Annotated in this window: 25 protein-coding genes; 20 read left to right on the plus strand and 5 right to left on the minus strand. The window is 43.6% G+C overall.

Features of this window, described 5'->3' with window-relative positions:
• The first annotated feature begins 335 nt into the window (after positions 1-335).
• The 9 genes from KQI39_RS06300 to KQI39_RS06340 all read left to right on the plus strand — a co-directional run bounded on the left by KQI39_RS06300 (position 336) and on the right by KQI39_RS06340 (position 7,891).
• Entirely contained in the window at positions 336-893 is a 558-nt protein-coding gene (locus tag KQI39_RS06300) for an RNA polymerase sigma factor (RefSeq protein WP_216417259.1), read from the plus strand.
• Positions 890-2,080, plus strand: coding sequence for a DUF4179 domain-containing protein (locus KQI39_RS06305; RefSeq protein WP_216417261.1), 1,191 nt, complete (start codon positions 890-892; stop codon positions 2,078-2,080). The genes KQI39_RS06300 and KQI39_RS06305 overlap by 4 nt, the downstream gene beginning before the upstream one ends.
• 105 nt (positions 2,081-2,185) lie before the next feature.
• Positions 2,186-3,166 carry a M28 family metallopeptidase gene (locus KQI39_RS06310; RefSeq protein ID WP_216417263.1) on the plus strand — a complete coding sequence of 327 codons (981 nt, stop codon included), beginning with the start codon at positions 2,186-2,188 and terminating at the stop codon, positions 3,164-3,166.
• A gap of 367 nt (positions 3,167-3,533) precedes the next feature.
• Entirely contained in the window at positions 3,534-3,764 is a 231-nt protein-coding gene (locus tag KQI39_RS06315) for a purine biosynthesis protein PurH (RefSeq protein ID WP_118062052.1), read from the plus strand.
• 21 nt (positions 3,765-3,785) lie between these two features.
• Positions 3,786-4,388, plus strand: a complete 603-nt coding sequence (locus KQI39_RS06320; protein WP_216417265.1) for a class I SAM-dependent methyltransferase — start codon at positions 3,786-3,788, stop codon at positions 4,386-4,388.
• Between the two features lie 6 nt (positions 4,389-4,394).
• Positions 4,395-5,204, plus strand: coding sequence for a Cof-type HAD-IIB family hydrolase (locus KQI39_RS06325; protein WP_216417267.1), 810 nt, complete (start codon positions 4,395-4,397; stop codon positions 5,202-5,204).
• 340 nt (positions 5,205-5,544) lie between these two features.
• Complete coding sequence (locus KQI39_RS06330) at positions 5,545-6,552, plus strand: calcium/sodium antiporter (RefSeq protein WP_216417269.1); 1,008 nt, start codon at positions 5,545-5,547, stop codon at positions 6,550-6,552.
• A 204-nt stretch (positions 6,553-6,756) separates the two neighbouring features.
• Positions 6,757-6,969, plus strand: a complete 213-nt coding sequence (locus KQI39_RS06335) for a hypothetical protein (RefSeq protein WP_148445070.1) — start codon at positions 6,757-6,759, stop codon at positions 6,967-6,969.
• Positions 6,970-7,147: 178 nt separating this feature from the next.
• On the plus strand, positions 7,148-7,891 hold the full coding sequence (locus tag KQI39_RS06340) for a copper homeostasis protein CutC (RefSeq protein WP_174095525.1): 744 nt from the start codon (positions 7,148-7,150) through the stop codon (positions 7,889-7,891).
• 12 nt (positions 7,892-7,903) lie between these two features.
• On the opposite strand, the gene KQI39_RS06345 is transcribed toward KQI39_RS06340, so the two are convergent.
• Positions 7,904-8,959 (minus strand): AraC family transcriptional regulator, encoded by a 1,056-nt coding sequence (locus tag KQI39_RS06345; protein WP_216417271.1) that lies wholly within the window; start codon positions 8,957-8,959, stop codon positions 7,904-7,906.
• A gap of 216 nt (positions 8,960-9,175) precedes the next feature.
• On the opposite strand from KQI39_RS06345, the gene KQI39_RS06350 reads away from it, so the two are divergent.
• A complete protein-coding gene (locus tag KQI39_RS06350) occupies positions 9,176-10,741 on the plus strand; it encodes an alpha-L-rhamnosidase-related protein (protein ID WP_216417273.1) in 1,566 nt (521 codons plus the stop codon).
• Between the two features lie 86 nt (positions 10,742-10,827).
• Here the strand turns inward: KQI39_RS06350 and KQI39_RS06355 are convergent, their stop codons facing one another.
• Both KQI39_RS06355 and KQI39_RS06360 read right to left on the minus strand, forming a co-directional pair.
• A complete protein-coding gene (locus KQI39_RS06355) occupies positions 10,828-11,274 on the minus strand; it encodes a transporter (protein ID WP_173762698.1) in 447 nt (148 codons plus the stop codon).
• A gap of 6 nt (positions 11,275-11,280) precedes the next feature.
• Positions 11,281-12,360: an acyltransferase family protein gene (locus tag KQI39_RS06360; RefSeq protein ID WP_216417275.1), complete on the minus strand. Its 1,080-nt coding sequence runs from the start codon at positions 12,358-12,360 to the stop codon at positions 11,281-11,283.
• Between the two features lie 176 nt (positions 12,361-12,536).
• Here KQI39_RS06360 and crcB point away from each other — a divergent pair, with 176 nt between their 5' ends.
• Complete coding sequence (crcB, locus tag KQI39_RS06365) at positions 12,537-12,902, plus strand: fluoride efflux transporter CrcB (RefSeq protein WP_148445064.1); 366 nt, start codon at positions 12,537-12,539, stop codon at positions 12,900-12,902.
• Between the two features lie 47 nt (positions 12,903-12,949).
• Positions 12,950-13,513, plus strand: coding sequence for a prolyl-tRNA synthetase associated domain-containing protein (locus KQI39_RS06370; protein ID WP_173771097.1), 564 nt, complete (start codon positions 12,950-12,952; stop codon positions 13,511-13,513).
• Between the two features lie 6 nt (positions 13,514-13,519).
• On the opposite strand, the gene KQI39_RS06375 is transcribed toward KQI39_RS06370, so the two are convergent.
• Positions 13,520-14,461, minus strand: a complete 942-nt coding sequence (locus KQI39_RS06375) for a glycosyltransferase family 2 protein (RefSeq protein ID WP_173771098.1) — start codon at positions 14,459-14,461, stop codon at positions 13,520-13,522.
• Between the two features lie 212 nt (positions 14,462-14,673).
• Here KQI39_RS06375 and KQI39_RS06380 point away from each other — a divergent pair, with 212 nt between their 5' ends.
• The 5 genes from KQI39_RS06380 (at position 14,674) to xylB (ending at position 20,406) form a co-directional block, all read left to right on the plus strand.
• Positions 14,674-15,654: a bile acid:sodium symporter family protein gene (locus KQI39_RS06380; protein ID WP_148445061.1), complete on the plus strand. Its 981-nt coding sequence runs from the start codon at positions 14,674-14,676 to the stop codon at positions 15,652-15,654.
• Positions 15,638-16,504 carry an AraC family transcriptional regulator gene (locus KQI39_RS06385; RefSeq protein WP_173762702.1) on the plus strand — a complete coding sequence of 289 codons (867 nt, stop codon included), beginning with the start codon at positions 15,638-15,640 and terminating at the stop codon, positions 16,502-16,504. Before KQI39_RS06380 ends, KQI39_RS06385 begins: the two co-directional genes overlap by 17 nt.
• A gap of 133 nt (positions 16,505-16,637) precedes the next feature.
• A complete protein-coding gene (locus KQI39_RS06390) occupies positions 16,638-17,255 on the plus strand; it encodes a DUF4867 family protein (RefSeq protein WP_216417277.1) in 618 nt (205 codons plus the stop codon).
• A gap of 92 nt (positions 17,256-17,347) precedes the next feature.
• A complete protein-coding gene (locus KQI39_RS06395; RefSeq protein ID WP_148445058.1) occupies positions 17,348-18,832 on the plus strand; it encodes an L-fucose/L-arabinose isomerase family protein in 1,485 nt (494 codons plus the stop codon).
• 116 nt (positions 18,833-18,948) lie between these two features.
• On the plus strand, positions 18,949-20,406 hold the full coding sequence (gene xylB, locus KQI39_RS06400) for a xylulokinase (RefSeq protein WP_216417279.1): 1,458 nt from the start codon (positions 18,949-18,951) through the stop codon (positions 20,404-20,406).
• A gap of 49 nt (positions 20,407-20,455) precedes the next feature.
• On the opposite strand, the gene KQI39_RS06405 is transcribed toward xylB, so the two are convergent.
• On the minus strand, positions 20,456-21,346 hold the full coding sequence (locus KQI39_RS06405) for a helix-turn-helix domain-containing protein (protein ID WP_173762705.1): 891 nt from the start codon (positions 21,344-21,346) through the stop codon (positions 20,456-20,458).
• 164 nt (positions 21,347-21,510) lie between these two features.
• Here KQI39_RS06405 and KQI39_RS06410 point away from each other — a divergent pair, with 164 nt between their 5' ends.
• The 3 genes from KQI39_RS06410 to KQI39_RS06420 all read left to right on the plus strand — a co-directional run bounded on the left by KQI39_RS06410 (position 21,511) and on the right by KQI39_RS06420 (position 25,495).
• Complete coding sequence (locus KQI39_RS06410) at positions 21,511-23,472, plus strand: alpha-L-rhamnosidase-related protein (protein ID WP_174095530.1); 1,962 nt, start codon at positions 21,511-21,513, stop codon at positions 23,470-23,472.
• Between the two features lie 125 nt (positions 23,473-23,597).
• Positions 23,598-24,833: a galactokinase gene (locus KQI39_RS06415; RefSeq protein WP_442860756.1), complete on the plus strand. Its 1,236-nt coding sequence runs from the start codon at positions 23,598-23,600 to the stop codon at positions 24,831-24,833.
• A 194-nt stretch (positions 24,834-25,027) separates the two neighbouring features.
• Positions 25,028-25,495 (plus strand): DUF1700 domain-containing protein, encoded by a 468-nt coding sequence (locus KQI39_RS06420; RefSeq protein ID WP_216417283.1) that lies wholly within the window; start codon positions 25,028-25,030, stop codon positions 25,493-25,495.
• The last annotated feature ends 652 nt before the right edge of the window (positions 25,496-26,147 follow it).

Here is a 26,147-nt window from a genome sequence, read left to right on the forward strand (position 1 = left end):
AGACTGTAGACAAATTTGGTGTTGGGTGTTATGCCCAGCACCATTTTAATATAAGAAAAGCCCACAGCATCGCCATGGGCTTTGTCGAAAGTTTTATGCAGAGGTGTTGCCCCTGCATAAGTTGTTTGAAAAAATTACATTCTGTCTTGTGCAAGAATATTTTGTATTTTCTCTTTATTATAAAAAGGAAGAACATTTTTTAAAGTTCCGTCAAACATTGCAGCATTCTCAACAGAAAATAAATTTTTTGTTACCATCGGCTGTTTTTTACGATATATAGTATGAGTAGGAAATTTCCTTTCAAAATACATAAAACTTTGGAGGATAACTTGTAAATGAAAGACAATGAGATCATATCCTTATTTGAGCTAAGGGATGAGTATGCGATCCAGGCGTTAAGTGATAAATATCATCTTTACTGTTACAAGATTGCCTGGAATCTGCTTGCAAATAAAGAAGATTCGGAAGAATGCTTGAATGATACCTGGTTTTCGGTCTGGTCGGTGATCCCGCCGAAGAAACCGTCTGTGTTATCACATTTTTGCGGCAGGATTACGAGGAACTTAAGCATTGACCGTCTGCGTAAAAAATATGCCGACAGGCGACCAGATGTACATATGGTAGATGTTTTAGGTGAAATGGATCGTTTAAGTATTACTTATACCATTGAAGACCAGCTGGCAGAAAAAGAACTGCTGGAGATCATCAATGATTATCTGGGAAAAATGGATGCGGAAGACAGAGATATTTTTGTTAGAAGATACTGGTTTTTTGATTCGGTTTCGGTTATTGCCAAAAGACATGGCATGTCTGCCGGAAGTGTGAAAATGAACCTGTACCGGAGCAGAAAAAAATTGTTAAAGCTGTTGAAAAAGGAAGGAAAGCACTTATGAAAAAATTCGATTTTTCAAAAGAATTCGGCAATATTGATTCGAAATATATCAGTGAAGCAGAGGGCGAATGGAAAGGTAAGAAGAATATCCGGATATTATCTTTTGGGAGGAAACTGGCAGCTGCCTGTGTGGGATTGGCTTTGATCTCAGCTGTTTTATCAAATCCGAAAGTACAGGCTGCAATCAAAAATTTTGCTTTATCAATAGGAGAAACGTTAGGTTTTCAAAAAGAAATCGAGTCTTATACGGAGGGTTTAAACGTATCCCAAACGAATCAGGGGATCACTGCGAATTTAAAAGAAGTTGTTTTAGATGAGGGAGTTTTACTGTTTGAGGTACATGCAGAAATCGATAATGTGGAAGGGAATCAGCAGGGGAAAGCTGCTCATAGTTTATCGTTTGACAACATGGGGATCGATCTTGACAGGGAGAAAACTACAATAAATGGTGAAAAACTGGATATCTATGCTAATGGGGATTATCTTCCCTATTCCATAGAAGATATATTAGATGTAGATACAAGTGACAGGGAATATGACCGTGTACAGGAGTGCCGTTTTCATGCACCGACAGATCTCGGAGAAGCCCCGGAGATACACCTTGTACTCGAGGCTTTTGACTACGATGACTGGGAAAAATCAGTAGCGGAATTTACATTTGATTTTACGATTTCCCGTGAGAAAATCCTGAAACAGACAACTCATAAAAAGCTTGAGAATATTTCTGTCCGGACAGAAGACGGAAAAGTGGTACTGAAAGAACTATACATGAATAAGCTTCAGAGTATTATTTCAGCAGAAGTACCGCAAAAACTGTTCCAAAATTATGATGTTGAATTACGTGGAACGGACAGTAAGGGGAACAAAGTGCGATATCAACTGACAGATGATGCAAAAACGGAAGATACCATCAATAACTGGAAATTTAAGACAGATTTCTGGGTACTCTATCAGAAGGATGGAAATAAAGAAAGACTGGAACTGCCAGATCCGGACAGTAAATATCTGGATATGCAGCTTTATCTGAAATCCAATAATTTACCGGAAGATTCGACTGAAAGCAGCATTGTGAAGAAAACAGATACAGATGGTGACGTTTATATTGAAGAAGAAGGAAAAGCTTACGATATGAATGATGATTTTGGCTGGGAGGCTGTTGGAGAAAAGATACGGATTGATATCAGATAGGAAAATTGAATGACAGAAAACCGGGAGAAGGATATAGACGAACATAGTCAGGACGGTTATACTGTAGGAAAAAGATAAATGTGTAGGATGGAGGGAAGTGAACAGATGAAAAAAGTATTTACGTTTGTCTTGGCAATGGCAATATCCATAACAGTGCCAACTCAGACAATGGCGGGAACGGCTTCGCAAATGGATGGTAAAATGCAACCATCAGAACAGAATATTGAGCAGATCATTGAAAATATCACTTTAACACCTCATCCGATAAACTCAGATACAATCCAGAATGTAAAAGAATATATTATAAGATATTTCGATGATCTGGGATATGATGATATGGAATGTCAGAAGTTTGAATATAACGATGAAAATAACGAGAACGCAATACGGCGTTCATCTCAGGCGGAGATATTTCTGGCACCAACAGCTGAGAATGCAGTAGTTGACGGCACTGGTGAAAATATTATTGTGACAAAAAAGTCATCTACTGATACTTTGAAAAATCTGATCATAAGTGCCCATTATGACAGTGCAGAGGATTCTGAGGGGGCCAATGATAACGGTTCTGGAGTGACAGCAGTGCTGGAGCTGGCACGGATCTTAAAGGATGCAGAAATGCCATATAATATAAAATTTATCATGTTTTCCGGTGAAGAAAAATATATGCTGGGTTCAAGATGGTACGTTGGAAATCTGACGGAGGACGAACGGAATCAGATTATCGGAGTGATAAATATTGACACCATTGCCGAGAAAAGTGATCTTGGTTATATGGCGATGATCGAAGGAAATAAAAGACCAGAGGATGCGAAATATGATGATGAAGGCCTGAAAGAACTGGCTGAGTTAAATAAAAACAGTATGTCAGAGCTGTTTACATCCAGTGACAGATTTTACCTGACAATGGCATCCAACAGCGATCATTATCCGTTTGCGTTACTGGATATTCCGGCAGTGTCCATTGTTCAGGACTGGCAGGAAGGATTAAATGTAAATGACAGTTCCGATGTAAAAGAGAACCTGGACCTGAACAGGATTGTGGAAGTGATCGATCAGATTAAGAGCGTGCTTCCGGATATTGCTTGATTTTCTTGTATTGGGAAGCTGATTTTAGTGAGTTAAGGTCACAAAAATTGTGTTGACACAGGTAGTGGGCCAGAGTAGAATAAAAAAACAGAAAAGGAAAATTTTTGTAAAGCTGTTTGTTTGATACAAGCAGCTTTTTTTACCAAATCAAGTAAGTCCCCTGCGGGGTTGCGAAAAGCAATAAGCAGTGGGGGCTTGCTTGTATCAGGAGGAGAGCAAGCTCCTCCTGATAAACTACGGAGCAGTTATTTGGTGTAGAGCTACGTAGCGAAGCGGATTGCGAATATCCGCTTGACAAGGAAAAGTGAACAATAACAGAAATACAGAACACCTGAAACACAGGAGAATTTAGCAGGAGGAAAAAACAATGCCAGGATATCTGATCAAAGATACAACAAAAGAGGAACGTAAACAGATTGTGGAGGAATCTCTGGGAAATATTTCTGCGAACTGTGATGGATGTATGGCCAGACTTGCGGATATGTACCAGGATTATATTGACGGGAAGAAGGAAATCCGTGAGATCAATATGGAATTCAATGCCAGATATGTCCGTGGAGATATGGACAAAGAGGAGAAAAAAAGCTGCCCGATGTAGGAAATGGAGATTGACAGTACCATGGACCAAAATGAAGTAAAATATGATAAGCTGCTGAAGATCAAAACCACCGGTCGTGACGATTCCAGATCGGATCAGTACTGTTATCCATACGAGCCAACGCCGTACGGGGTGCTGGAACGGCTGGCTTATTGTGGATATCTGGGGAAAAAGAATCATCTGATCGACTATGGATGTGGAAAAGGCAGGGTGGATTTTTTTCTGGCATGGCAGGTCAGGTGCCGGACTACAGGTGTGGAGTACGATGAACGCATGATAAAAGCCGCAGAAGAAAACAGGCAGCGGGCTGTTTCCGGGGCAAAAACCACTTTTATACTGGAAAATGCAGCCCTTTTTCAGGTGCCGGAATCTGCTGATAGATTTTATTTTTTTAATCCGTTTTCTGTGGAAATACTGAGAAGTGTCATCGGACGCATCCGGGAATCCTGGTATGAAAAAACAAGAGAAATGCTGCTGTTTTTCTATTATCCATCTGACGAATATATTTCCTATCTGATGACTGTGGATGAACTGGAATTCCTGGACGAGATCGACTGCCAGGATCTTTTTGACGGAAAAAATCCTAGGGAGAGGATATTGGTATTTCAGATGGGAGAGGAGTAAAACAACATGATAAAACTAATCGCAACCGACGTAGACGGAACTCTGGTAAAAGATGGAACCATGACCATCAATCCGGAATATATGACGGTGATCCGGAAGCTGACCGAGATGGGCATTACCTTTGTAGTATGTTCGGGGCGGCAGTATGACAGTGAGAGGAAGCTGTTTGAACCGTTGAAGGATCTGGTGTATTTTGTTTCGGATGGAGGTACGGTGATCCGGAAGAATGATAAGATCCTGAAGGTGCACACACTTCCAGACGAGACCTGGAAAAGCATGCATCGCATGGTAAAAGAAAAAATGCCGGAATGTGACTGCTTTATTGCCACACCGGAGTGCTGTTATGCGGAGAATGAAAATGGAAGGATGTTCCGATGGCTCAGGGATTCCTATGGTTATGATATGAGAAAAGTGGACGATCTTTCTTCTCTTGAGGGAAAACAGGTGCTGAAGTTTTCCGTCTATCATCCGGAACGGTGTGAGGAACTTTGTGCCCCATATTTTACACCGGCGTGGAAAGATAAGGTGACACTGGCAGCTGCCGGAAAAGAATGGATGGACAGTACACCGCCGGAGGGCGAAAAAAGTACAGCTGTCGAATTTATCCAGCAACAGTTAGGAATTTCTCCGGAGGAAACCTGTACATTCGGAGATAACCTCAACGATATTGCCATGCTTCAGAAAGCGGGAAGGAGTTATGCGGTAGCTAACGCCAGAGCGGAAGTGCAGGCAGCAGCCAGGGAAGTATGTCCGTCATACAGTGAAGATGGAGTTTTACAGATCCTGAAAGGGATTGTTTCTGAAAGCGGAAAATAATAAAGATACATAAAATATGTGCTTTCGATAAAGAAAAGTCACCGGCCAGGGGTTGACTTTTAAAAACAATTCTGTTAAATTGAAAAAAATTGAAAATTTTAATTCCATGAGGGAGTAGTTCGCACGTAAGTGTGATTTGTCAACAGACCCGGTTTTTTCTGAAAAACCTGGCAAATCTTAAAGAATGAGACTCATGTATGCTTTGTTATATTTTATTGCAGCAGGGCATACATGGGTCTTTTTTATGTAACAAAAGAATGCCGGAAAGAAATTTTTCAGCAGGGCGGGCGACAATGAATCTCCAGGTTGTGGGAAATAAAAACAGAAAGTGAGAAGAAAAATGGAAAATCTGGTAAACAGTTCACCACTGATCCTTGTGTTAGTTTTTCTTGTGATCGGCTTTGTGTTCCTGATGAAGGGTGCGGATTTCTTTGTAGAAGGAAGCTCCAGTATCGCAAAAAGGCTGAAGGTGCCGCCGATCATCATCGGCCTTACTATTGTGGCAATGGGAACATCTCTTCCGGAAACCGCAGTCAGCGTTACAGCGTCACTGGTCAATAACAATGAGCTTGCGGTCAGCAATGTGGTAGGTTCCAATATTTTTAACCTGATGGTGGTTGTTGGAGTCTGTTCCATCCTGACACCGATCCTGGTACAGAAGGAAACCATCCGGAGGGATATTCCGTTTTCCATGATCTGTGCGCTCCTTCTTCTGGGGCTTGGGATCCTGGCAGCAGGAGATACGATCGGAATGAGACTTGGTCATCTGGATGGAATGATCCTGCTGGGATTTTTTGCAGGCTATATTGTGGTAATGATCCAAAGTGCCATGAAGGCCAGGGCAGCAGGAAAAAATGTGGACATGGAAGGAATGGAAGAACTGGAAGAAGAAATCGGCATCCTTTCCTGGCCGAAGAGCATCCTCTTTATTGTGGGAGGCGCACTTGCCATTGCCTTTGGCGGAGATCTTACGGTGGATGCTGCCAGCCGCATTGCCATTGATCTTGGAATGAGCCAGACACTGGTGGGACTGACCATTGTTTCTATCGGAACTTCCCTTCCGGAGCTGGTGACTTCCGTGGTTGCAGCCAGAAAGAACGAAGTGGATATGGCTGTGGGAAATGCGGTAGGCTCCAATATTTTTAATATCCTGATGGTTCTCGGAGTTGCATCTGCCATCAATCCGGTGGTACTGATCCGGGAAAATATTATTGATATTGTCATACTTATCGTGTTCTCGCTGATCGTGTGGATCTATGCGGCCACAAAGCAGAGAATCAGCCGGAAAGAGGGAATCTCCATGGTGTGTATGTACCTGATCTATGCGGGGTATATTATCTGGAGATAAAATACCGGAACGAGGATAAGAGAGAAAGACTGTACGGGAATTTTACAGAGGGTACAGAAGATAAGAATACACAAAATATAGAAAATACAGAAAAAGGAAGCTCTTTTTATCCGGAAGAGCTTCCTTTTTTGCGGGTATATTTATTTAATAGGAAGTCCATGCAAAGTGTTATGTGTGGAAGATGCGGTATAAAGGAGAACTTTTATGTGGAAAGTAACAGGTTATACAAAAACAGGAGAACGAAATCGAAAGAGCGGACTTAAGTGTCAGGACTGTGCGTGCTACATGGAAAATGAGGAGGAAGGAATCCATGTGATCACAACGATCCAGGGGGAACTTTACGATCTGTGTGAGAAATACAATGTAGGACTTGAAAAGCTCCATTCCACACTTATGGGACTTGCAGTAGATGCATAATTTTCTGCCAGGATTTGAGGACATTATTTATAACGGGACAAGTTACAGATGGGCGATGCAGCTGTGTATCATCAATATACTGAAAGAAGGGATGGGAGATCAATATGATTGACGGGTATGAATTTCTATGTCAGAATAAGTAAAAAAGCAGAGAGTACGTTTGGAAGGTGATATTGAAATGAATCAAAAAATCCTGGAAGTTTGTGTGGATTCTGTGGAGTCTGCACTTGCGGCAGAAAGAGGCGGAGCAGACCGGCTGGAACTTTGCCAGAATCTGGTGATCGGAGGAACAACGCCCAGCCCGAAATTATTTGAAACGATCCGGAGATACAGTAAAATTCCAATTCATGTTCTGCTGCGGCCGCGTTTCGGAGATTTCTGTTATACACAATATGAATTTGAAATGCTCCGTGAGGAAGTTACCATGTACCGGAAACTGGGAGCGGAAGGTGTGGTAATCGGTATGCTTTTGCCGGAGGGAACTCTTGATATCCGGCGTATGGAAAAACTGATGGAAGCGGCAGAAGGAATGTCAGTTACTCTTCACCGGGCATTTGATGTTTGCAAAGATCCGAAAGCGGCTCTTGAACAGGCCACGGAACTTGGTATTCAGACCATTCTTACATCCGGACAGCAGAACAGTGCGTTAAAAGGTGCGCCCTTGTTAAAAGAACTGAAAGAGCAGGCAGCCGGAAGAATTCAGATTCAGGCAGGCGGAGGAATCTGTGCGGAAGTAATCGAAAAACTTTATCCGCTCTGTGGAGTAACCGCATATCATATGTCCGGAAAAACAGAACTGGACAGCAAAATGGAGTACCGGAAAGAAGGAGTCAACATGGGGTTGCCTTCTCTCAGTGAATATACCATTTACAGAACCAGTGAAGCGGCTGTGCGGGCAGCAAGAAATGTTTTGGACAGATAATTTTGGGCAAAATCATTTCCCTCTGTGTTCCTTCCGGTATTCTCCGGGTGTCATACCATAAGTTTTCTTAAACAATCGCATAAAATGTTCCGGATTTTCGTATCCGGTCAGTTCGCAGATGGAGTTGATACTGAGCGAGGTCTCCCGCAGGGCGCGGCTGGCCTGGCTTAGTTTCAGCTCTTTTATGATGGTAAGGAAAGTACGGCCGGTGCCTTCCTTAATCAGGGTGCTGAAGTGCGAGGTACTGTATCCGAAATGGGCAGCGGTATCATGAAGGGTAGCGGTACGGTAATTCTGGCTGAGATAATTCAGGATTTCCGGAATACTGCTGTTGCCTGCGGTTTTGGTGAGGATGGATTCGATATCATTCTCGTGATAACGGAGCAGCTGTGCCCAGAGCATCATCAGTTCCGCATTGAGAAAGGCGGAACGATACCTGGCATGAAGCATATATTCAATGTAGAGATCTTCCAGGGTAGAAAGAATCCGTTTATCTTCACCGGCATGAAAGATCAGAAAATTTCCTTCTGTTTTCTGATACAGCACATGGGAGAAAAATTTCGCCAGAGCGCTGTCTGCGGCCATTGACTGAAAGAAAGTACTCTGGAAAGTGGAAGACCGGACAATAATATTAAAGGCCAGGCTGTCATCAAAAACGCCCAGGCTGTGGCGGGTATTTGGAGGGATAATACAGATATCTCCGGTGTGCAGGGTATGATGGATTCCCTGAATCTGATTGCTGACAGTTCCGTCATAGACACAGAGAATCTCAAAGAAGTCATGCTTATGAGTAAACTCCGGTGTGTAGCGGAAATGTTTGCTGATCACAATATTTTCCGGAATATTGGCAAAAACATCATTCTCACCCATAGATGGAAACCAGGGTTCCTCCCGGAGCTCCGGTACATACAGACGCCGGTTCTGAATATAAGCAGGGTCAAGATTTTTCAGATATTCCCGGAATGTTTCCGGATGTTCTGTTCTTTGAAGGTATGTATTTCTGTAAAAAATTTCATCTTCCGTATATTCTGAGAGATACCGATGAAAATCTTTTTTGGAGATCTGCATAAGGGTTTCCTTTCCAGTTAAAAAGTCTTTCCTTCAGTATATCATATCCAAATCCTGAGAACGAAAAAAATGTCAGTATTTTTCCGTAAAAATGACACTTGAAGAACAGGTGTCCGAAACGTTAAGATAAAAAGCAGAAAGAAACAAAGGCCCGATAACAGGGGGCTGAAAGAAATAGAAAACAGCAGATTATCAATGTGTGAGAGGAGAAAAAACATGGCAGAAGTAAGTATCGATTTAAATATGGTACGTGTTTCCAATGAAGAGTTTCTGAAAAAAGCAGCAGACTGTGCGCCACAGTTAAAAGAAACTCTGGTACGCCCGGTTGAAATTGTGGATATCCGTGAGACTGACGGTGTATATCCGGAGGTGTTTCACAGAGATTCTGTGGATAACCTGAAAAATTATCATATGAAAAAAGGCGATAAGCTTTGCCTGGATTTTGGAGATCATCAGGTTGGATATGTGACACTGAAACTTGCCTCTGTGGGAAGCCCGCAGGATGCACCGGCATTTTTTAAACTGAAATTCGGCGAGATCGCAAAAGAGATGACTGAGAAATCCGAGGATTATGATGGCTGGATCAGCCGTGGCTGGATTCAGGAGGAATGGTTCCACATTGATGTACTTCCTGCAACACTGGTACTTCCAAGAAGATATGCTTTCCGTTATCTGGAGATTGAAACCATTGATACTTCCATGAAATGGCAGCTGGTAGTAGAGGATGTTGTATGCCGCAGCGTTTCCTCTGTAAGCATGTCTGATGTAAAACCGGTTGAGACTGAGGATGAGATGGTGAAGAAACTGGACCGTGTCAGCCTTCGTACCCTTCATAACTGCATGCAGGATGTTTTTGAGGACGGACCGAAGAGAGATCGCCGTCTGTGGCTTGGAGATCTGAGACTGCAGGCTCTGGCAAACTATGAAACATTCAAAAACTATGACCTTGTAAAACGCTGCCTGTATCTGTTTGCAGGTCAGACAAAAGATAACGGACAGGTAAGCGCCTGCTTGTTTACAGAGCCAGAGGTCATTGCGGATGATACGTTCCTTCTGGATTATTCCATGTTCTTCGGAGCAACTCTGTATGACTATTATCAGGCATCCAAAGATATGGAAACGCTGAAAGAACTCAGCAGATGTGCGTATCGTCAGATGGAAGTTGCCGCAGAGCAGTTTGATGAGAAACACATTCTGAAAGAGCAGGATGGCTTCTGGGGATTCATCGACTGGACAGAAGGACTGGACAAACAGTGTGGAGTTCAGGGTGTTTATATTTACTGTGCAAAACGTGTAAAGAAAATTGCCGAGATCCTTGGAGATGAGGAAGAGGTATCCAGACTTTCCGAGGAAATCCGTCTGAAAACAGAAGCTTCCTGGAAGTATCTCTATGATGAGAAACAGGGACTTTTTGTAAGCGGAAAAGAGCGCCAGGTCAACTATGCAAATCAGGTATGGATGATCCTTGCCGAGGTTGCGGATGTGGATACATGCAGTGAAATTCTGGACAGAGTCATTGCGCTGAAGCCGGAAAAAGGCATGGTTTCTCCGTATATGAACCATCATTTTGTAGAAGCGCTTCTTCTTACAGGAAAGAAAGATCAGGCAATGGATTACATGAAATATTACTGGGGAGGAATGATCGGCCACGGTGCAGATACATTCTGGGAACTTTACAATCCGGAAAATCCGGCAGAGTCCCCATATGGTTCCAGCATTGTAAACAGTTACTGCCATGCATGGAGCTGTACACCGACTTATCTTCTGAGAAAATATTTCTGAGAACGAATCGTACCATAAATATATAGAAATAAAAAAGAAAGAAGTCCGTACCGGAACATCAGTGAAATGTCTGGTACGAACTTCTTTTATTTTTCTGAATTATCTGTGGAATGGTGTTTCGGGGACATATCATCGCTGTCTGTCATGAGATATTTCCGGACTGCAAAAAGAATGGCAATACCGAGAATACCGATCAGGGTCTGGGTGGGCTGAAGATGTTCTACTACCATCTGTCTTGCCGTGGCGAAAAGGAGAACTTCCACAACTGTCTGGGCGGAATGGCGGCAGAGCATTTTTACAAACTCAACACCGACTACAAGGGACAGTGCCTGGGCAAGAAAGTTTGTAAAAAAATCGGTGTCCATATGCATGACAGAAGTGCCGGCGGTTGTAAGAATCAGCCGGAGACCAGACAGGGCGATAACGATAAGAATTACAATGGACAAAACAACCTCAGTGTAACGAGCTACGTTATAGATCAGTTCATTAAAATGTTTGCGGATTTTATGGTTGACTGCGGATCGGTTATTCATGTGAGATTATCCTTTCTTTGGATGGTCGATAAAACGGGTTGAAAAATAGCCAAATGTACAGGCGATCACAAGCATACAGGGCAGGAACAGCCAGAAGCGCTGCTGACTTAAGGCATTGAACCATGGAGAACCAGCCTGAAGAGTCATGATAACGGGCATATGCCACAGATAGATTCCATACTGGTTTCTGGCCACAAAATACAGTGGACGGAAAAGCGGAAAGTCCATTTCCGGAAGTATGGAAAACCCGACAAGCAGAACAGAAAGGAGAACCGCCAGGATGGAATGGGAGGGATATCCCACTGCACTGGCACCATAAAGCCTGTGATTGCTGTAGTAAAAAATCCATATCAGAATCAGCACGATGCTGATAATGGAAGTAGGAAGACCAAGCTTCAGACGGTGTTCCTGGATCTTTTTTCCGGCATGCTTCCAAAATGCGGCAGCAGCCATTCCCAGGACAAAATTATCCAGAGAGGAGAATACCTGCCGTTCGTATACAAAATATATGGAAGTATCAGAAATCCCTCCTGCGCGGAGATACCGGACAATTAAGATTCTGCAGAAAACGGTAAACAGAATCGCCGCAATGGAAGAGATAAGCCAGTTTTTTTTGACTGCACGGTAGAGAAGCGGGGCAATCAGGTAAAACTGGAAGATTACGCCCATAGTCCATAGGGCACCGTTAATGGAACCATGTGTAACCGGGGAGAGATTTTCTGTAAAAGTATAGTAGGCAAAGAGATGCCGGAATCCATCACTGCCAATCAGACGGGTTGACATAAAGATCAGCAGCACGGTAACACAGACGTAATACTGGGGCATAATGCGGCGGCATCTTTTTTTCATAAAAGAACCCCAGTTTGGGAGGTGCCCTCTTTCCTCGGCAGAAGCCAGGGAAAGATAGATTCCATATCCACTGAGAAGGAAAAACAGAGTTACACCAACTTCTCCGCCAAAGGAAAGAAATGTATGGATGGCAGTGTGTGCATGCCAGGGCTTCCCGGACAGCGTATAACAGTGATACAGCATAATGTAGAGAATTGCTCCGGCCCGAAGCAGATCAATATTTTTGATTCGTTTCATGGTAATTCCTTTCAAAATAAATACGTCTGCCCCGCAATCTGACAGGACAGACAGAGATAAATTCAGTATATCATGAACCGGTGGGAATGCAAAGGGAAAACACCGGGTGGAAAGCAATTACGGCAAGGTTGCGGATATTTTTTTGGACTGATATAATCAGGTGGGAGGAAAAAACAATGATAAACTGTTTATTTGTGGGAATGGGAGGCTTTATAGGTTCTGTATGCAGATATCTTCTGGGATTACTGCCAGTGGAAAACAGTCAGGGCTTTCCGGTAAAAACATTGATTATAAATGTAACAGGCGCATTTGTAATTGGGATTATCGCTGCATCTGCGGCAAAAAATACATCGCTGAATCCAGGGCTTGTACTGTTTCTTAAAGTAGGAATCTGTGGCGGGTTTACCACATTTTCTACTTTTGCATATGAGACAGGGGCGATGATGGAAAAAGGCCAGATTGGATTGGCACTTCTTTATGTGATTTTAAGTGCTGTTTTCGGTGTGCTGGCTGTTTTTGCCGGACAGATGCTTGTGAGATAAGGATAAGATAAAAGTGTGAAATGAAAGATCAGGAGGAAAGGGAAAATATGGGAGAACCAAGAATTGACAAAACTATCTATACAGGAAGACCGGAAAATCCAGCGGGCCGTCTGGAGAAGGAGATCGCAGTGTACGATTTTCTGGACAGTCTGGGAGTGGAATATAAAAGGGCGGATCATGAGGCATTGATGACAATGGAGGCATGTGAGGCTGTGGATCAGCTTCTGGGAGCTCAGATATGCAAAAATCTGTTTCTCTGTAACCGTCAGAAAACGGATTTTTATCTTCTGCTGATGCCGGGGGAGAAACCGTTTAAAACGAAATTTCTGTCTAAGCAGATTGGAACAGCCAGGCTTTCCTTTGCAGAGGGAGAACAGATGGAGGACTATCTGAATATTACGCCAGGATCCTTAAGTCTGATGGGACTGATCTTTGACAAAGATAAGAAAGTACATCTGGTGATCGACAGAGAAGTTCTGGATGAAGAATACTTCGGATGCCATCCGTGTATCAATACTTCCACTTTGTTAATGAAAACCAGTGATGTAAAAGAAAAAATTCTGCCGGCGCTGGGCCACGAATATCAGGTGGTAGAGCTGCCGACAGAGTAAATAAAATTAACGGATGGGATTAAAGTCCTTTTTATTGGACTCTGATATAATGTAATGGGGACGGTGCTTGACTTCCATATAGGTTTTTGCTATGTACTGTCCCATGATGCCAAGGCAGAAAAGCTGCAGGCCGCCGATGAAAATAATCACGCAGATAGTGGAGGCCCATCCGTCGACCGGATCATCAAAGATCAGCTTACGCAGTACGATAACGATCAGGACTAGGAAGGAAACACCAGTCATGCTGGTTCCAAACCAGGAAGCAATGGTCAGTGGAGCCTGGGAGAAATTAATGATTCCGCTGATGGCATATTTAAACAGCTTCCAGAAATTCCACTTGGTTTCACCGGCAACACGTTCGATGTTTTTGTAGGGAAGCCAGAGGGTTTTGAAACCGATCCATCCGAAGATTCCCTTGGAGAAACGGTTGTATTCGCTCATAGAGATGATAGCGTCTACCATACTGCGTTTCATCAGACGGAAATCTCTGGCTCCGTCTACGATATCCGCATCGGAAATTCTGTTAATCAGCTGGTAAAATTTCCGGGCAAAAAAGCTGCGGATGGGAGGCTCCCCATCACGGCTGACACGTCTGGTGGCAACACTGTCATATTCTCCGGATTCCAGTTTCTGAAGCATTTCCGGAAGAAGGGCCGGCGGGTCCTGAAGATCAGCATCCATGACCGCAACATAGTCACCACGGGCATTACAGAAACCGGCATACATGGCTGCTTCCTTTCCGAAATTTCTGGAAAAGGAAAGATAGATGACGTGGGGATCTTTTTCTGAAAGTTCTTTTAAAATCTCAAGGGTTCTGTCTCTGGAACCGTCATTCACAAAAATCAGTTCATAATCGCAGTTCATTTCCTGGAGGACAGAAGTAACTTCCGGATAAAAAAGCGGAAGGGATTCTTCCTCATTGAAGCATGGTATAATTAAAGAAATCATTTTTTACCTCGTTTTCTAAGTACACGGTCATAAGGAGGACCGTTCAGGCAGAGAAGAAATTCCGCCTTGTCTTTATGTTACCTAAGGATAGGTATTATCATATCATATCTGACGGAAATCGGCTATAAAACCGCTTATATTTTTCTTGCAAGGGGAAGTTTTTGTGTTAAACTGATAGAAAGAATTGAAAAAAGAAGGATAAGAGGTGGAATATGCTGGGGAAATTTAACAGTTTTATTGAAAAATGGATGGCATTTGTAACGCCTGCCTGCCTCCTTATGGGCGTGCTGTTTCCGGATATCGCAAAACATGGCGTGCCTTATGTAACTTATGCGTTTGCTTTTATGACCTTTATAGGTGCGCTGAAATCCAGGTTCCGGGATGTTGCGGACGTATTTAAGAAGCCGCTTCCGCTGATTCTGATGCTGCTGGTTCTCCATGTACTGGTGCCGGTGATTGCCTGTGGCCTGGGACATCTTTTATTTCCACAGAATATGAATTATATCACAGGGATGGTTCTGGAATTTTCTGTGCCTACCGCAGTGATCAGTCTGATGTGGGTGTCTATTTATAATGGAAACAGCCCACTGTCACTTTCACTGGTTGTTATCGACACAATTCTGGCTCCGTTTCTGATTCCGGTGGCTCTGAAAATTCTGGTTGGTTCCAGCGTGAAGATGGATACCATGGGAATGATGAAAGAACTGGTTTTTATGATTGCACTTCCGGCAGTTCTGGCGATGTGTCTTAATGAGTTCAGTCATGGAAAAGTCATGGAGACCTGGCCAAAAAAACTCGCACCTTTTTCAAAGATATGTCTGATCTTCGTGGTGACCTCCAATTCTTCCAAGGTTTCTCCCTATATGAAACATCTTAACGGGGAGCGGCTGGAAGTAGCTGCGGTAATTCTGCTTCTGGCAGCAGGGGGATATGCCATTGGCTGGGTAATTGCCATTCTTACAAAGCAGAATAAGGAGGCTACGGTTTCCATGATTTACGGATCGGGAATGCGTAATATCAGTGCAGGAGCCGTAATTGCGGGAGCATATTTTCCGGCGGAGGTATTGTTTCCGGTTATGATCGGAACTTTGTTCCAGCAGATTCTGGCAGCTTTTTACGGCAGTATGGTCCGCCGTGTGCAGACGGCCCAGCGAAAGAGGGAAAAGGAGGAAAATTATGGAGTTTCAGCATGAACTGATCATTCCAAATGAGGGACTTCCCTTCAAACTTTTTCTCTTTGAAGGAAGAAACGGGAATTATGTCAGGGAAAAACACTGGCATACATCTATAGAGATCTTTACGGTAATGGAAGGAAGCCTTTTCTTCTATATTGATGAGGTAGAGTATCCTTTGAAGGCAGGAGAGTTTCTGATTATCAATTCCAATGAAGTTCATTCCATTCAGGCACCTGTGCGGAATGAGACTATTGTCTTACAGATCCCTCTGAAACAGTTTACAGATTATTTTACCGCACAGCGGTTTATTCGGTTTCACGGCAGAAATGCAAGGCAGAGAGAAGACGTTTATGCTCCTGTGGTATCAGAACCATCAGAGACGGATAAAAGAATGGTTTCTCTGATTCAGGATCTGTACAGGATTTATCTGTCGAAGGAGACTGGATATGAATTTCGGATCCGGGCTGTGTTTTATGAGATCCTTTATCTTATGGTTTCCACATACCGTGAGACGGAAGTGGAGGAGAGCGAACTGAAAAATAGCCGGAGATTGGATGCTTTGTCAAAAATCACCACTTATATGAGGGAACATTACAGGGAGGATCTGAAGCTTTCCGGCCTTGCAGCCATGTTTGGATATTCGGACGCCTATCTCTCCAGAATGTTCCGGAAGTACGCAAAGGTCAATTTTAAGACATATTTACAGGATATCCGCATGGCATACGCCTACAAGGAACTTCTGAATACAGACCATACCATCAGTTCCATTGCCCTTGATAACGGGTTTGCAAGCAGCAGGGCTTTTTCCAAGGAATTTGTGAAACGATATGGGATCCTGCCTGGGAAAGTAGAACGGCAGATAAAATAAAATGTCAAAAAAGTGCTATGAATGAGACAAGAAAAACGGCGAAAAGCATACCGCGATATGGTATGCTTTTTTCAATTCAAAACGAAGAAGTAAAGAAGCTGTGAAACAGAAATTCTGTAAGGAGGTTCAAAACGTGAAAATTCAGAAAGTAACAGATCCGGCTTTCCGAAAATACGGAAAAGTCCTGGAAGGATACAATTTCGGGCCGCTTCTGAAAGAAATGAAGCATACGCCGGTTCCGGAAGATGTGGTATATGTTCCGTCTGTTGAGGAACTGGAAGCTCTTGATGTGGAAAAAGATCTGAAAAACAGAGCGTTCGGTGGATTACCTATTGAGATCGGATACTGCAATGGCCACAATAAGAAGCTCAATGCTGTGGAGTATCATCGCAATTCCGAGATCAATGTGGCTGTGACAGATCTGGTTCTGCTCATTGGACATCAGCAGGATATTGAAGCCGATTTTACATACGACACAGCGAATATCGAAGCATTCCTTGTACCGGCAGGAACAGGAATTGAGGTTTATGCAACAACGCTTCACTATGCACCATGTCATGTGAATGAGAGTGGATTCCAGTGTGTGGTTGTTCTTCCAAGAGGAACTAACACGGAGATCGACTTCCCGATGCCAAAAGATGGCGAGGATGGACTGATGACGGCTAAAAATAAATGGCTCATCGCTCATGAGGATGCAAAGATCGAGGGCGCATTCAACGGCCTGAAAGGTGAGAACATCACACTTGACTGAGAAACATTCAGAGATGAGATCAGATAGAAGCAGATAACGGTCTGCCCGTTTGGAGCGCAGAAGATATTTTTTCAGAAAAGGAGAATAAGATTATGAACAACATGCCAGAAGTTAAAGTCGGAATCGTTGCAGTCAGCAGAGACTGTTTCCCGGAAAGCCTTTCCGTAAACAGAAGAAAAGCGCTTGTAGAAGCTTACACAAAGAAATACGATGCAAAAGATATCTATGAGTGTCCGGTCTGTATCGTAGAGAGCGAGATCCATATGGTCCAGGCTCTTGAAGATATCAAAAAAGCAGGATGTAATGCACTTTGCGTATATCTTGGAAACTTCGGACCGGAGATTTCCGAGACACTTCTTGCAAAACATTTCGAAGGACCGAAGATGTTCATCGCAGCAGCAGAGGAAACACAGGATAATCTTTGCCAGGGACGTGGAGATGCTTACTGCGGTATGCTGAACGCAAGCTACAACCTGCAGCTTCGTAACGTAAAAGCATATATTCCGGAGTATCCGGTAGGTGATGCAGAGGACTGTGCAGATATGATCCACGATTTCCTTCCGATCGCAAGAGCTATCGAGGGATTAAGCAACCTGAAGATCATCAGCTTCGGACCACGTCCTACAAACTTCCTTGCATGCAACGCACCGATCAAACAGCTTTACAATCTTGGAGTTGAGATTGAAGAGAACTCTGAACTGGATCTTTTTGAGGCGTTCAATAATCATGCAGGGGATGAGAGAATCCCTGAGATCGTAAAAGAGATGGAAGAAGAGCTTGGTGCAGGAAACAAGAAACCGGAGATCCTTCCGAAACTTGCACAGTATGAACTGACTCTGAAAGACTGGGTAAGAGATCACAAAGGATATCGTAAATATGTAACACTGACAGGAAAATGCTGGCCTGCATTCCAGACACAGTTCGGATTTGTTCCATGTTATGTAAATAGCCGTCTTACTGCACAGGGAATTCCGGTATCCTGCGAAGTTGATATCTACGGTACATTAAGTGAGTTTATCGGACAGGTAGTAAGTGATGATATCGTTACACTGCTGGATATCAACAACTCCGTACCGAAGGATATGTACAAAGAGTCCATCGAGGGCAAATTCAACTACACACTGAAAGATACTTTCATGGGATTCCACTGTGGAAACACAGCATCCAGCAAGCTGTCCTTCTGTGAGATGAAATACCAGATGATCATGGCAAGATCCCTTCCAATCGAAGTTACAAACGGAACTCTTGAGGGAGATATCAAACCAGGAGATATCACATTCTACCGTCTGCAGAGTACCGCGGACAACAAACTTCGTGCATACATCGCACACGGTGAAGTTCTTCCGGTTGCAACACGTTCCTTCGGAGCCATTGGTGTATTCGCAATTCCGGAAATGGGACGTTTTTACCGTCACGTGCTGATCGAGGGAGGATTCCCGCATCATGGTGCAGTAGCGTTCGGACATCACGGAAAAGCTCTCTTCGAGGTATTTAAATATATCGGTGTACCGGTTGAGGAGATCGGCTACAACCAGCCAGCAGGCGTAAGATATCCGACTGAGAATCCGTGGGGATGATTCGGTAACAGGTAAATAAATATGATTTGGAAACCGCGAGCTCTCAGGCGTGCAGACGCTGCGAACTGAGAGCCGCGGTTTTCCCGTTTACAGACATTTACAGGAGGAAAATTATTATGTATTATATTGGCGTTGATCTTGGAACTTCCGCTGTAAAACTTCTTCTTATGGAAGAATCCGGAAAGATCTGCAACATCGTATCCAAAGAATATCCGCTGTTCTTCCCCCATCCGGGCTGGTCTGAGCAGAACCCGGAAGACTGGTTTACTAAAAGCATGGAAGGCATCAAAGAACTCACAGAGGGAATCGACCGCAAGGAAGTAGCTGGAATCGGTTTTGGCGGCCAGATGCACGGCCTTGTAACCCTGGACAAAGATGATAACGTGATCCGTCCAGCGATCCTCTGGAATGACGGACGTACCGGTGAGGAGACGGAATATCTCAACACAGTTATCGGAAAAGACAAACTTTCTCAGTATACTGCAAACATCGCATTTGCAGGATTCACGGCACCGAAGATCCTCTGGATGCAGAAAAATGAGCCTGAGAATTTCAAAAAAGTTGTAAAGATCATGCTCCCGAAAGATTATCTTGCTTATCGCTTAAGCGGATCTTTCTGCACGGATGTATCCGATGCTTCCGGTATGCTTCTTCTGGATGTGAAGAACCGCTGCTGGTCAAAAGAAATGCTTGAAATCTGCCATATTACAGAAGAGCAGCTTCCGAAGCTGTATGAGAGCTGGCAGGTGGTCGGAACTCTGAAACCGGAGGTGGCAAATGAGCTTGGTTTCTCAGAGGATGTGAAAGTTGTGGCTGGTGCAGGTGACAATGCGGCAGCAGCTGTGGGAACCGGAACCGTTGGTGACGGACAGTGCAATATTTCCCTTGGAACATCCGGAACCATCTTTATCTCCAGCAAAGAGTTCGGCGTAGATGAGAACAATGCCCTTCATTCTTTTGACCATGCAGACGGAAGCTATCACCTTATGGGCTGTATGTTGAGTGCGGCTTCCTGCAACAAATGGTGGTCAGAAGAGATCCTTCAGACAAAAGATTTCGTGGCAGAGCAGGCGCCGATCCAGAAACTTGGTGAAAATCAGGTATTCTTCCTTCCGTATCTGATGGGAGAAAGATCTCCGCATAACAATCCGGATGCAAGAGGTGTATTCTTCGGAATGTCTATGGATACCACAAGAGCAGATATGACACAGGCAGTTCTGGAGGGTGTTGCTTTTGGTCTGCGTGATTCCCTGGAGGTTGCAAGAAGCCTTGGAATCAGTATTGAGCGCACCAAGATCTGCGGCGGCGGTGCCAAGAGCCCTCTCTGGAAAAAGATCATTGCCAATGTAATGAACCTGAAAGTGGATGTACCGGAGAACGAAGAAGGCCCGTCCATGGGTGGTGCCATGCTGGCAGCCGTAGGATGCGGTGCATATCCGGATGTGGAGACCATCTGCAAAAAAATGGTTAAAGTCGTAGATACCGTAGAACCGGATCCGAAGCTGGTTGCAAAATATGAAGAGAAGTATCAGAAATTCCGTAAGCTGTATCCGACGATGAAAGAGCTGTTCTGAATTTTATGAAATAAGAGTGATATTAAAAACAGGGGCATGTGAGAAAAAATCACAGCTCCTGTTTTTTTCTGTATTGTCTGGGCGTACAGCCTTTTATTTTTGTGAAAACTTTTGTGTAATAATTAGAGTCCGAAAAACCGGACAGTAATCCTGCTTCTGTAATGGAACAGGAAGAATTTTCCAGATAATCCAGACTTCTCTCGATCCGGTATTCCTGAATGTAGCCGAACAGTGTAATATTCATGCACTTTTTGAAAAGACGGCTGCATTCGCTGGGACTTAAGTGAATCAGGTTCGCAATGTCATCCAGGAGGATTTTTTCGGAATAATGATCTGCAATATAGGACATAATCCGGCGAATTCTGCGGTAATTTTCTTCATCCTGTACAGAAGGGGCAGCTGCCTGAGCAAGCGTATTGGAGCACAAAACTTTCCAGAAATGCTGCAGGCGGGCGATGATTTCAAATTCATACATAGGAGGATGCTGGCTGTCCAGACGGATCATCTGCCGGATATCTTCCACAGCGTCCTGGTGCCAGTCACAGGAAAAATCCAGGGGTACGGCAGAGAGAGAAAAACTGCGGAGTATGGGTTCCGTGTATTTCTGGAAGAGGGCACTTCCGGAAAACCCGTAGATCAGCTTCGGGTCAAAGGTTACGGGAATGTACTGGCAGTCCTGATTCTGGTACATATAACCTGCATGAAGGGCATTGGCATTGCCAAAAAGCGCCTGGCCTTCTTTCAGGTGAAAGGTGTTCTGATTGACCTTGTAAAGCATTTCGCCTTTTTTTACATAGGTAAGTTCGATTTCGGGATGCCAGTGCCACAGAAAGGAGCCGGTTTCATAGCCGGAAAGACGTTCATAACTTACCAGAAAAGGAAAGGCGTTGTCTCCGTGCTTTTTCAGTTCTTTGCCTGCGTTGTTGGTAATAATCTGCATGAAATATCTCCTTTCTTCCTTTTGAAATTTATTTTACCAGAAAGTGATTCATAAATCCATGCAGTGTGATGATTTGTGCATGGACAGTCGATGATAAATGGGATAAGATGATCCACGGTAAGAACAAAAAACAATATATGAGAATCATAATAAAGGAGAAATATATGAATCGATCACATTGGATCTGGTATCCTGGAGATTTTGAAATTTATCATGGAATGATGCAGAACTTCAGCAGAGAAGAGAGAGGCTTTATCTGGCCGGCTTATTACCATCTGGATGACTGCAGAAAACATGTACGTTTTACAAGAGAATATAATCTGGAAAAAGAAGAGACGGTTACGGTGTATGCCAACTGCCTTGGTTATTACCGCATCAATGATGTAAAAAAACGTTTCGGGGAACCAGTTGTGTGCGGACCTGGAAAACAGAAATTTGAGATTTACGCAGGGATGCCGTCCGGTGTACCATCTGTGCGGATTGAGGGAGAAACCATCACTTCCAATCGGGGATGGCTTGCAGATGATTTTGTCAGCGATCCGGTACCGGTGGGATACAATGAGATCTACACAGCAAGGGAACAGGATCCGTCCATATGGGTATACGATGAAAAAGAATATTTTCCATCTGAGATCCGTGAGGATGAATCCGGAGTCCTGTTTGTATTTGAGACAGAGCTTACAGCTATTCTGAAGGCAGAATTTCCAAAAGGATTCCGTGAAATGACACTGTGCTATGGCGAGTCTGAGACAGAAGCCAGAGATACGGTGAACTGTTATTACAGCCAGACGCTGCATACGCCGGAAGATGAGATTATCCGCAGGGCGTTTCGCTATGTGTTCATACCGGGCGTACATAAAGATGAGATCAGCATAAAGGCAGTTCACCAGTATGTGGATATTCCGGTTCGGGCGTCCTTTTCTTCTTCCGATGAGCTGGTGAATAAGATCTGGGACGTGGCAGTATGGACTTTCCAACTCTGCAGCGGAATCTTCTTTATTGATGGTGTGAAACGTGACCGCTGGATCTGGTCCGGGGATGCATATCAGAGTTATTTTGTGAATCAGTATCTGATGTTTGATGAGGATATCAACCGCAGAACGCTCTGGGCTCTGATCGGAAACAGCCCGATCCGCCAGCATATCAATACCATTGTGGATTATTCCATGTATTGGGTGATCGGAATCCTGAACCATTACCGCATGACCGGCGATGAGGAATTTGTAAAAGCGATTTATCCGAGAATGACTGCAATGATGGAGTTTCTGGGCGGACAGCTGGATGAGAACGGATTTATCGTAGGGCGCGAAGGCGACTGGATCTTTGTAGACTGGGCAGATATGGATAAAGAAGGAGCGATCTGTGCAGAGCAGATGCTTCTTGCCATGTGTTATCAGACGATGGCCCAGGCAGATGAGCTGGTTCTGGGAGATGGTTCTGCATGGGAGAAAAAATATCAGGCTCTTGCTTCTAAGATTGAGAAATTCTACTGGAATGAGGAGAAAGGTGCCTATATCGACAGCTTTTCATCCGGCAAAAACAATGTGACACGTCATGCCAATATTTTTGCCATTCTCTTTGGATTTGCGGATGATGCGAGAAAAGAACTTCTTATGAAGAATGTGATTGAAAATGACAAAATTCCACAGATCACAACGCCATACTTCAAATTTTATGAGCTTGAGGCCATGTGTGCAATGGGCCGGTTTGAGGATGTGAAAAAAATGATGGAAAGTTACTGGGGTGGTATGCTCTCCCAGGGCGCAGTAACATTCTGGGAGGAATTTGATCCGGAGAAAAAACCGGAAGAACAGTACGAAATGTACGGAGATCCCTTTGGAAAGAGTTTCTGCCATGCGTGGGCTGCAAGCCCGATTTATCTTCTTGGAAGATATTTTGCGGGAATTCAGCTTACAGATACTGCATATAAGAGTTTTACTGTGAAACCAGAGACAGATACTTTTGAGTCTGTGGACTGTACATTCCCGGTAAAAGGCGGAACGGTTCATGTAAAATGGGATGAAAAAATTCTGTCCGTAGAAAGTTCTGTTTCCGGCGGAACGCTGATCTACTGTGGAAAAGAATATCTCCTGGAGCCAGGAAAAACTGTGACGACCACAAAATAATACTGTTTTTACGCAAAATCTTTATGGACAGAAAAAAAAGAGCTGTTATAATAAAATTAAAGGATCAAGCATCCAGAAAATGTACGGAAATTTTGCAAAAACAGGAGGAAATGAAAATGGGAACAATTAAAATTCCGGCAGCAGATGTGCTGAAAAAAATCTACGGTGAGACAGAGGAGAGCAGTGCACGTTATACCAATCTTGCAGTAAATTTTGAGAAGAAATATCATCATGACAAGGCAGAATTCTTTACCGCTCCGGGACGTACCGAAATTATCGGCAATCATGTTGACCACAATGGTGGACAGATTATCGCCGCAAGTATCGACCTGGATACCATCGGTGCAGCTTACCCGAACGGCACCAATGTGATTCATATGATCAGTGAGGGCTACAGACAGGAAGTGGTTGTAGATCTCGACAAGCTGAGTACAGAGACCTATACCAAGGGTACCGATGCTCTTGTGGCAGGTATCATGGAATATATGAAGAAAAAAGGCTATGCAACTGGCGGTTTTGATGCATATGTTTCTACCAAGGTTATTGCGGCAGCCGGTGTAAGTTCTTCTGCTTCTTTTGAGATGCTTGTATGTGCGATCACCAATTACTTCTTTAATGAAGGAAAACTGGAGTACGGCGAGTATGCAAGAGCAGGACAGTACGCAGAGAATGTATACTGGAAAAAAGCTTCCGGCCTGATGGACCAGATGGCATGTGCTGCCGGCGGCCCGATCCTTCTGGATTTCTCTGATAAAGAGAATATCAGCTGTGAAAAGATTGCATTTTCTTTTGAAGAGATGGGATGCAGACTTGTGATTGTAAACACTGGCAAGGGCCATGCTGATCTCAGTGAAGAATATTCTTCCATTCCTATGGAGATGCGTGAGGCTGCAAAAGCTATGGGCGTGGAGCTTCTTTGTGAGTCCAATATGGAGAACCTTCTTGCTCATGTTAAGGATATCCCAAATGACCGTGCGGTTCTTCGTGCAATGCATTTCTATGAAGAAAACAGACGTGTTGCAGATGCTGTGAAGGCTGTTGAGAACAAAGATGGAGAGGGATTCTTACGTCTTCTTGAAGAATCCGGAAACTCTTCCTGGGAGTGGCTGCAGAACTGCTATTCTCTGCAGAACTGCAAGGAGCAGAAGATCACGTTGAGTCTGGCACTTACCAAGCTGTTCCTGAATAAGATCGGTGCTGGTATCTGCAGAGTTCATGGTGGTGGTTTTGCAGGGGTTATCATGTGCGTGCTTCCGATCGAGAATGCAGATGAGTATGTGGACTATATGGCTCAGTATGTTGGACGTGAAAATGTTTATCCGATGAATATCAGAAGCACAGGAGCTGTTCATGTTGGGTAATCTTTGATATTACGAACGGACACAAGTATAAAAAAGTTCGGAACCTGCGGCTGCGGCCGCATGGTCAGCCGAACTTTTTTTTAATCAAAATTTTATGGTTTGTTTCTGATTTGAGTTTGAGGGATATGGTATAATGGGGAAAATCTGATTATTTGTTTTCATTATACTTTATAAAGAGAGGTTTGATTATAGTTATGAGCAGAAGAGAATTTCTTGAGATTTTGCGGGGGCAGTTGTCTGGGCAGATGGCTCAGGGGAAGGCTGCGGCTCATGTGCGCTATTATGAAGATTATATTCAGTCGCAGGTCCGAAGTGGCCGCAGTGAGGCAGAAGTTCTGGCAGAGCTGGGAGATCCGAGGCTGATTGCCAAGACGTTGATTGATACGGATGACAGTACAGACGTTTATGATGAGTCTGGCTATACAGAGGAAAGCTATGGCTCAGATGAGTATGCTGGTAGTGGCAGCACAGGAAATACAACCGGTAAGACAAGAAGCTTCCGACTTGATTTAAGTACCTGGTATGGGAAGGCAATTGTAATTGCCATTGCAGTAATAATTGTGATACTTTTAGCAACAGTTTTGGTAGCAGTTGCTCCTTTTGTGATAACTTTTGGTATAGTTTTGTATTTGATATCATGGTTTAAGAAAAGAAGAGTATAAGCGTTCCATAACATTACAGTGTAAATATGAAAAACGAAATAATGGCATCGTGAGATTGTGAAAAAAATATTTATCTAATTTTGCTATAAAAATGCTTAAATGCACTTGAAATATGGTGAAAATTACGGTATAATGCTCGATAACAAGTAAAGAGTGTGTCTGAATTGTATAATCAGACGATGCCAATGAGAAGAGAGAACGGCAGAAAAAATGCATCAGTCGATGTATTATTTTCTGGCGTTTTTTTATTTGGCTTTACCAGGGAGGTGATCGATTTCAGATCGCCTTGTTAAAGCGTTTGCGATTATGAAAAATAAATAAAAAACAACGTAGATAGCAATGAATAATTATCAAAAAGTAATAAAAAAATATCAAAAAATCAAATTTAACTGTTGATTATATGTAAAAAATGTGGTATCATTTGGCTAAAAGTTGGTGAAGATGACAAGCGCAATAAAATGGAGGAGGGTAGAAAGAGGGCATTTTGAGCACAAACTATTAAAAGGTTTGGGTTCATGTATTGGGTGATGTACGGAGAGTATAACGGAAGTACTTTCCGGCAGAACGTGTAATGGGCAACATGGTCGGAGGAGCTGTAGATGTTTGAGAAGAGCGGGCGGCACTGAAGATCAGAAGACACAAATTTATGAAA

The organism is Blautia sp. MSJ-36 (assembly GCF_018917985.1).
In the GTDB taxonomy this organism is placed as follows: Bacteria; Bacillota; Clostridia; order Lachnospirales; family Lachnospiraceae; genus Blautia_A.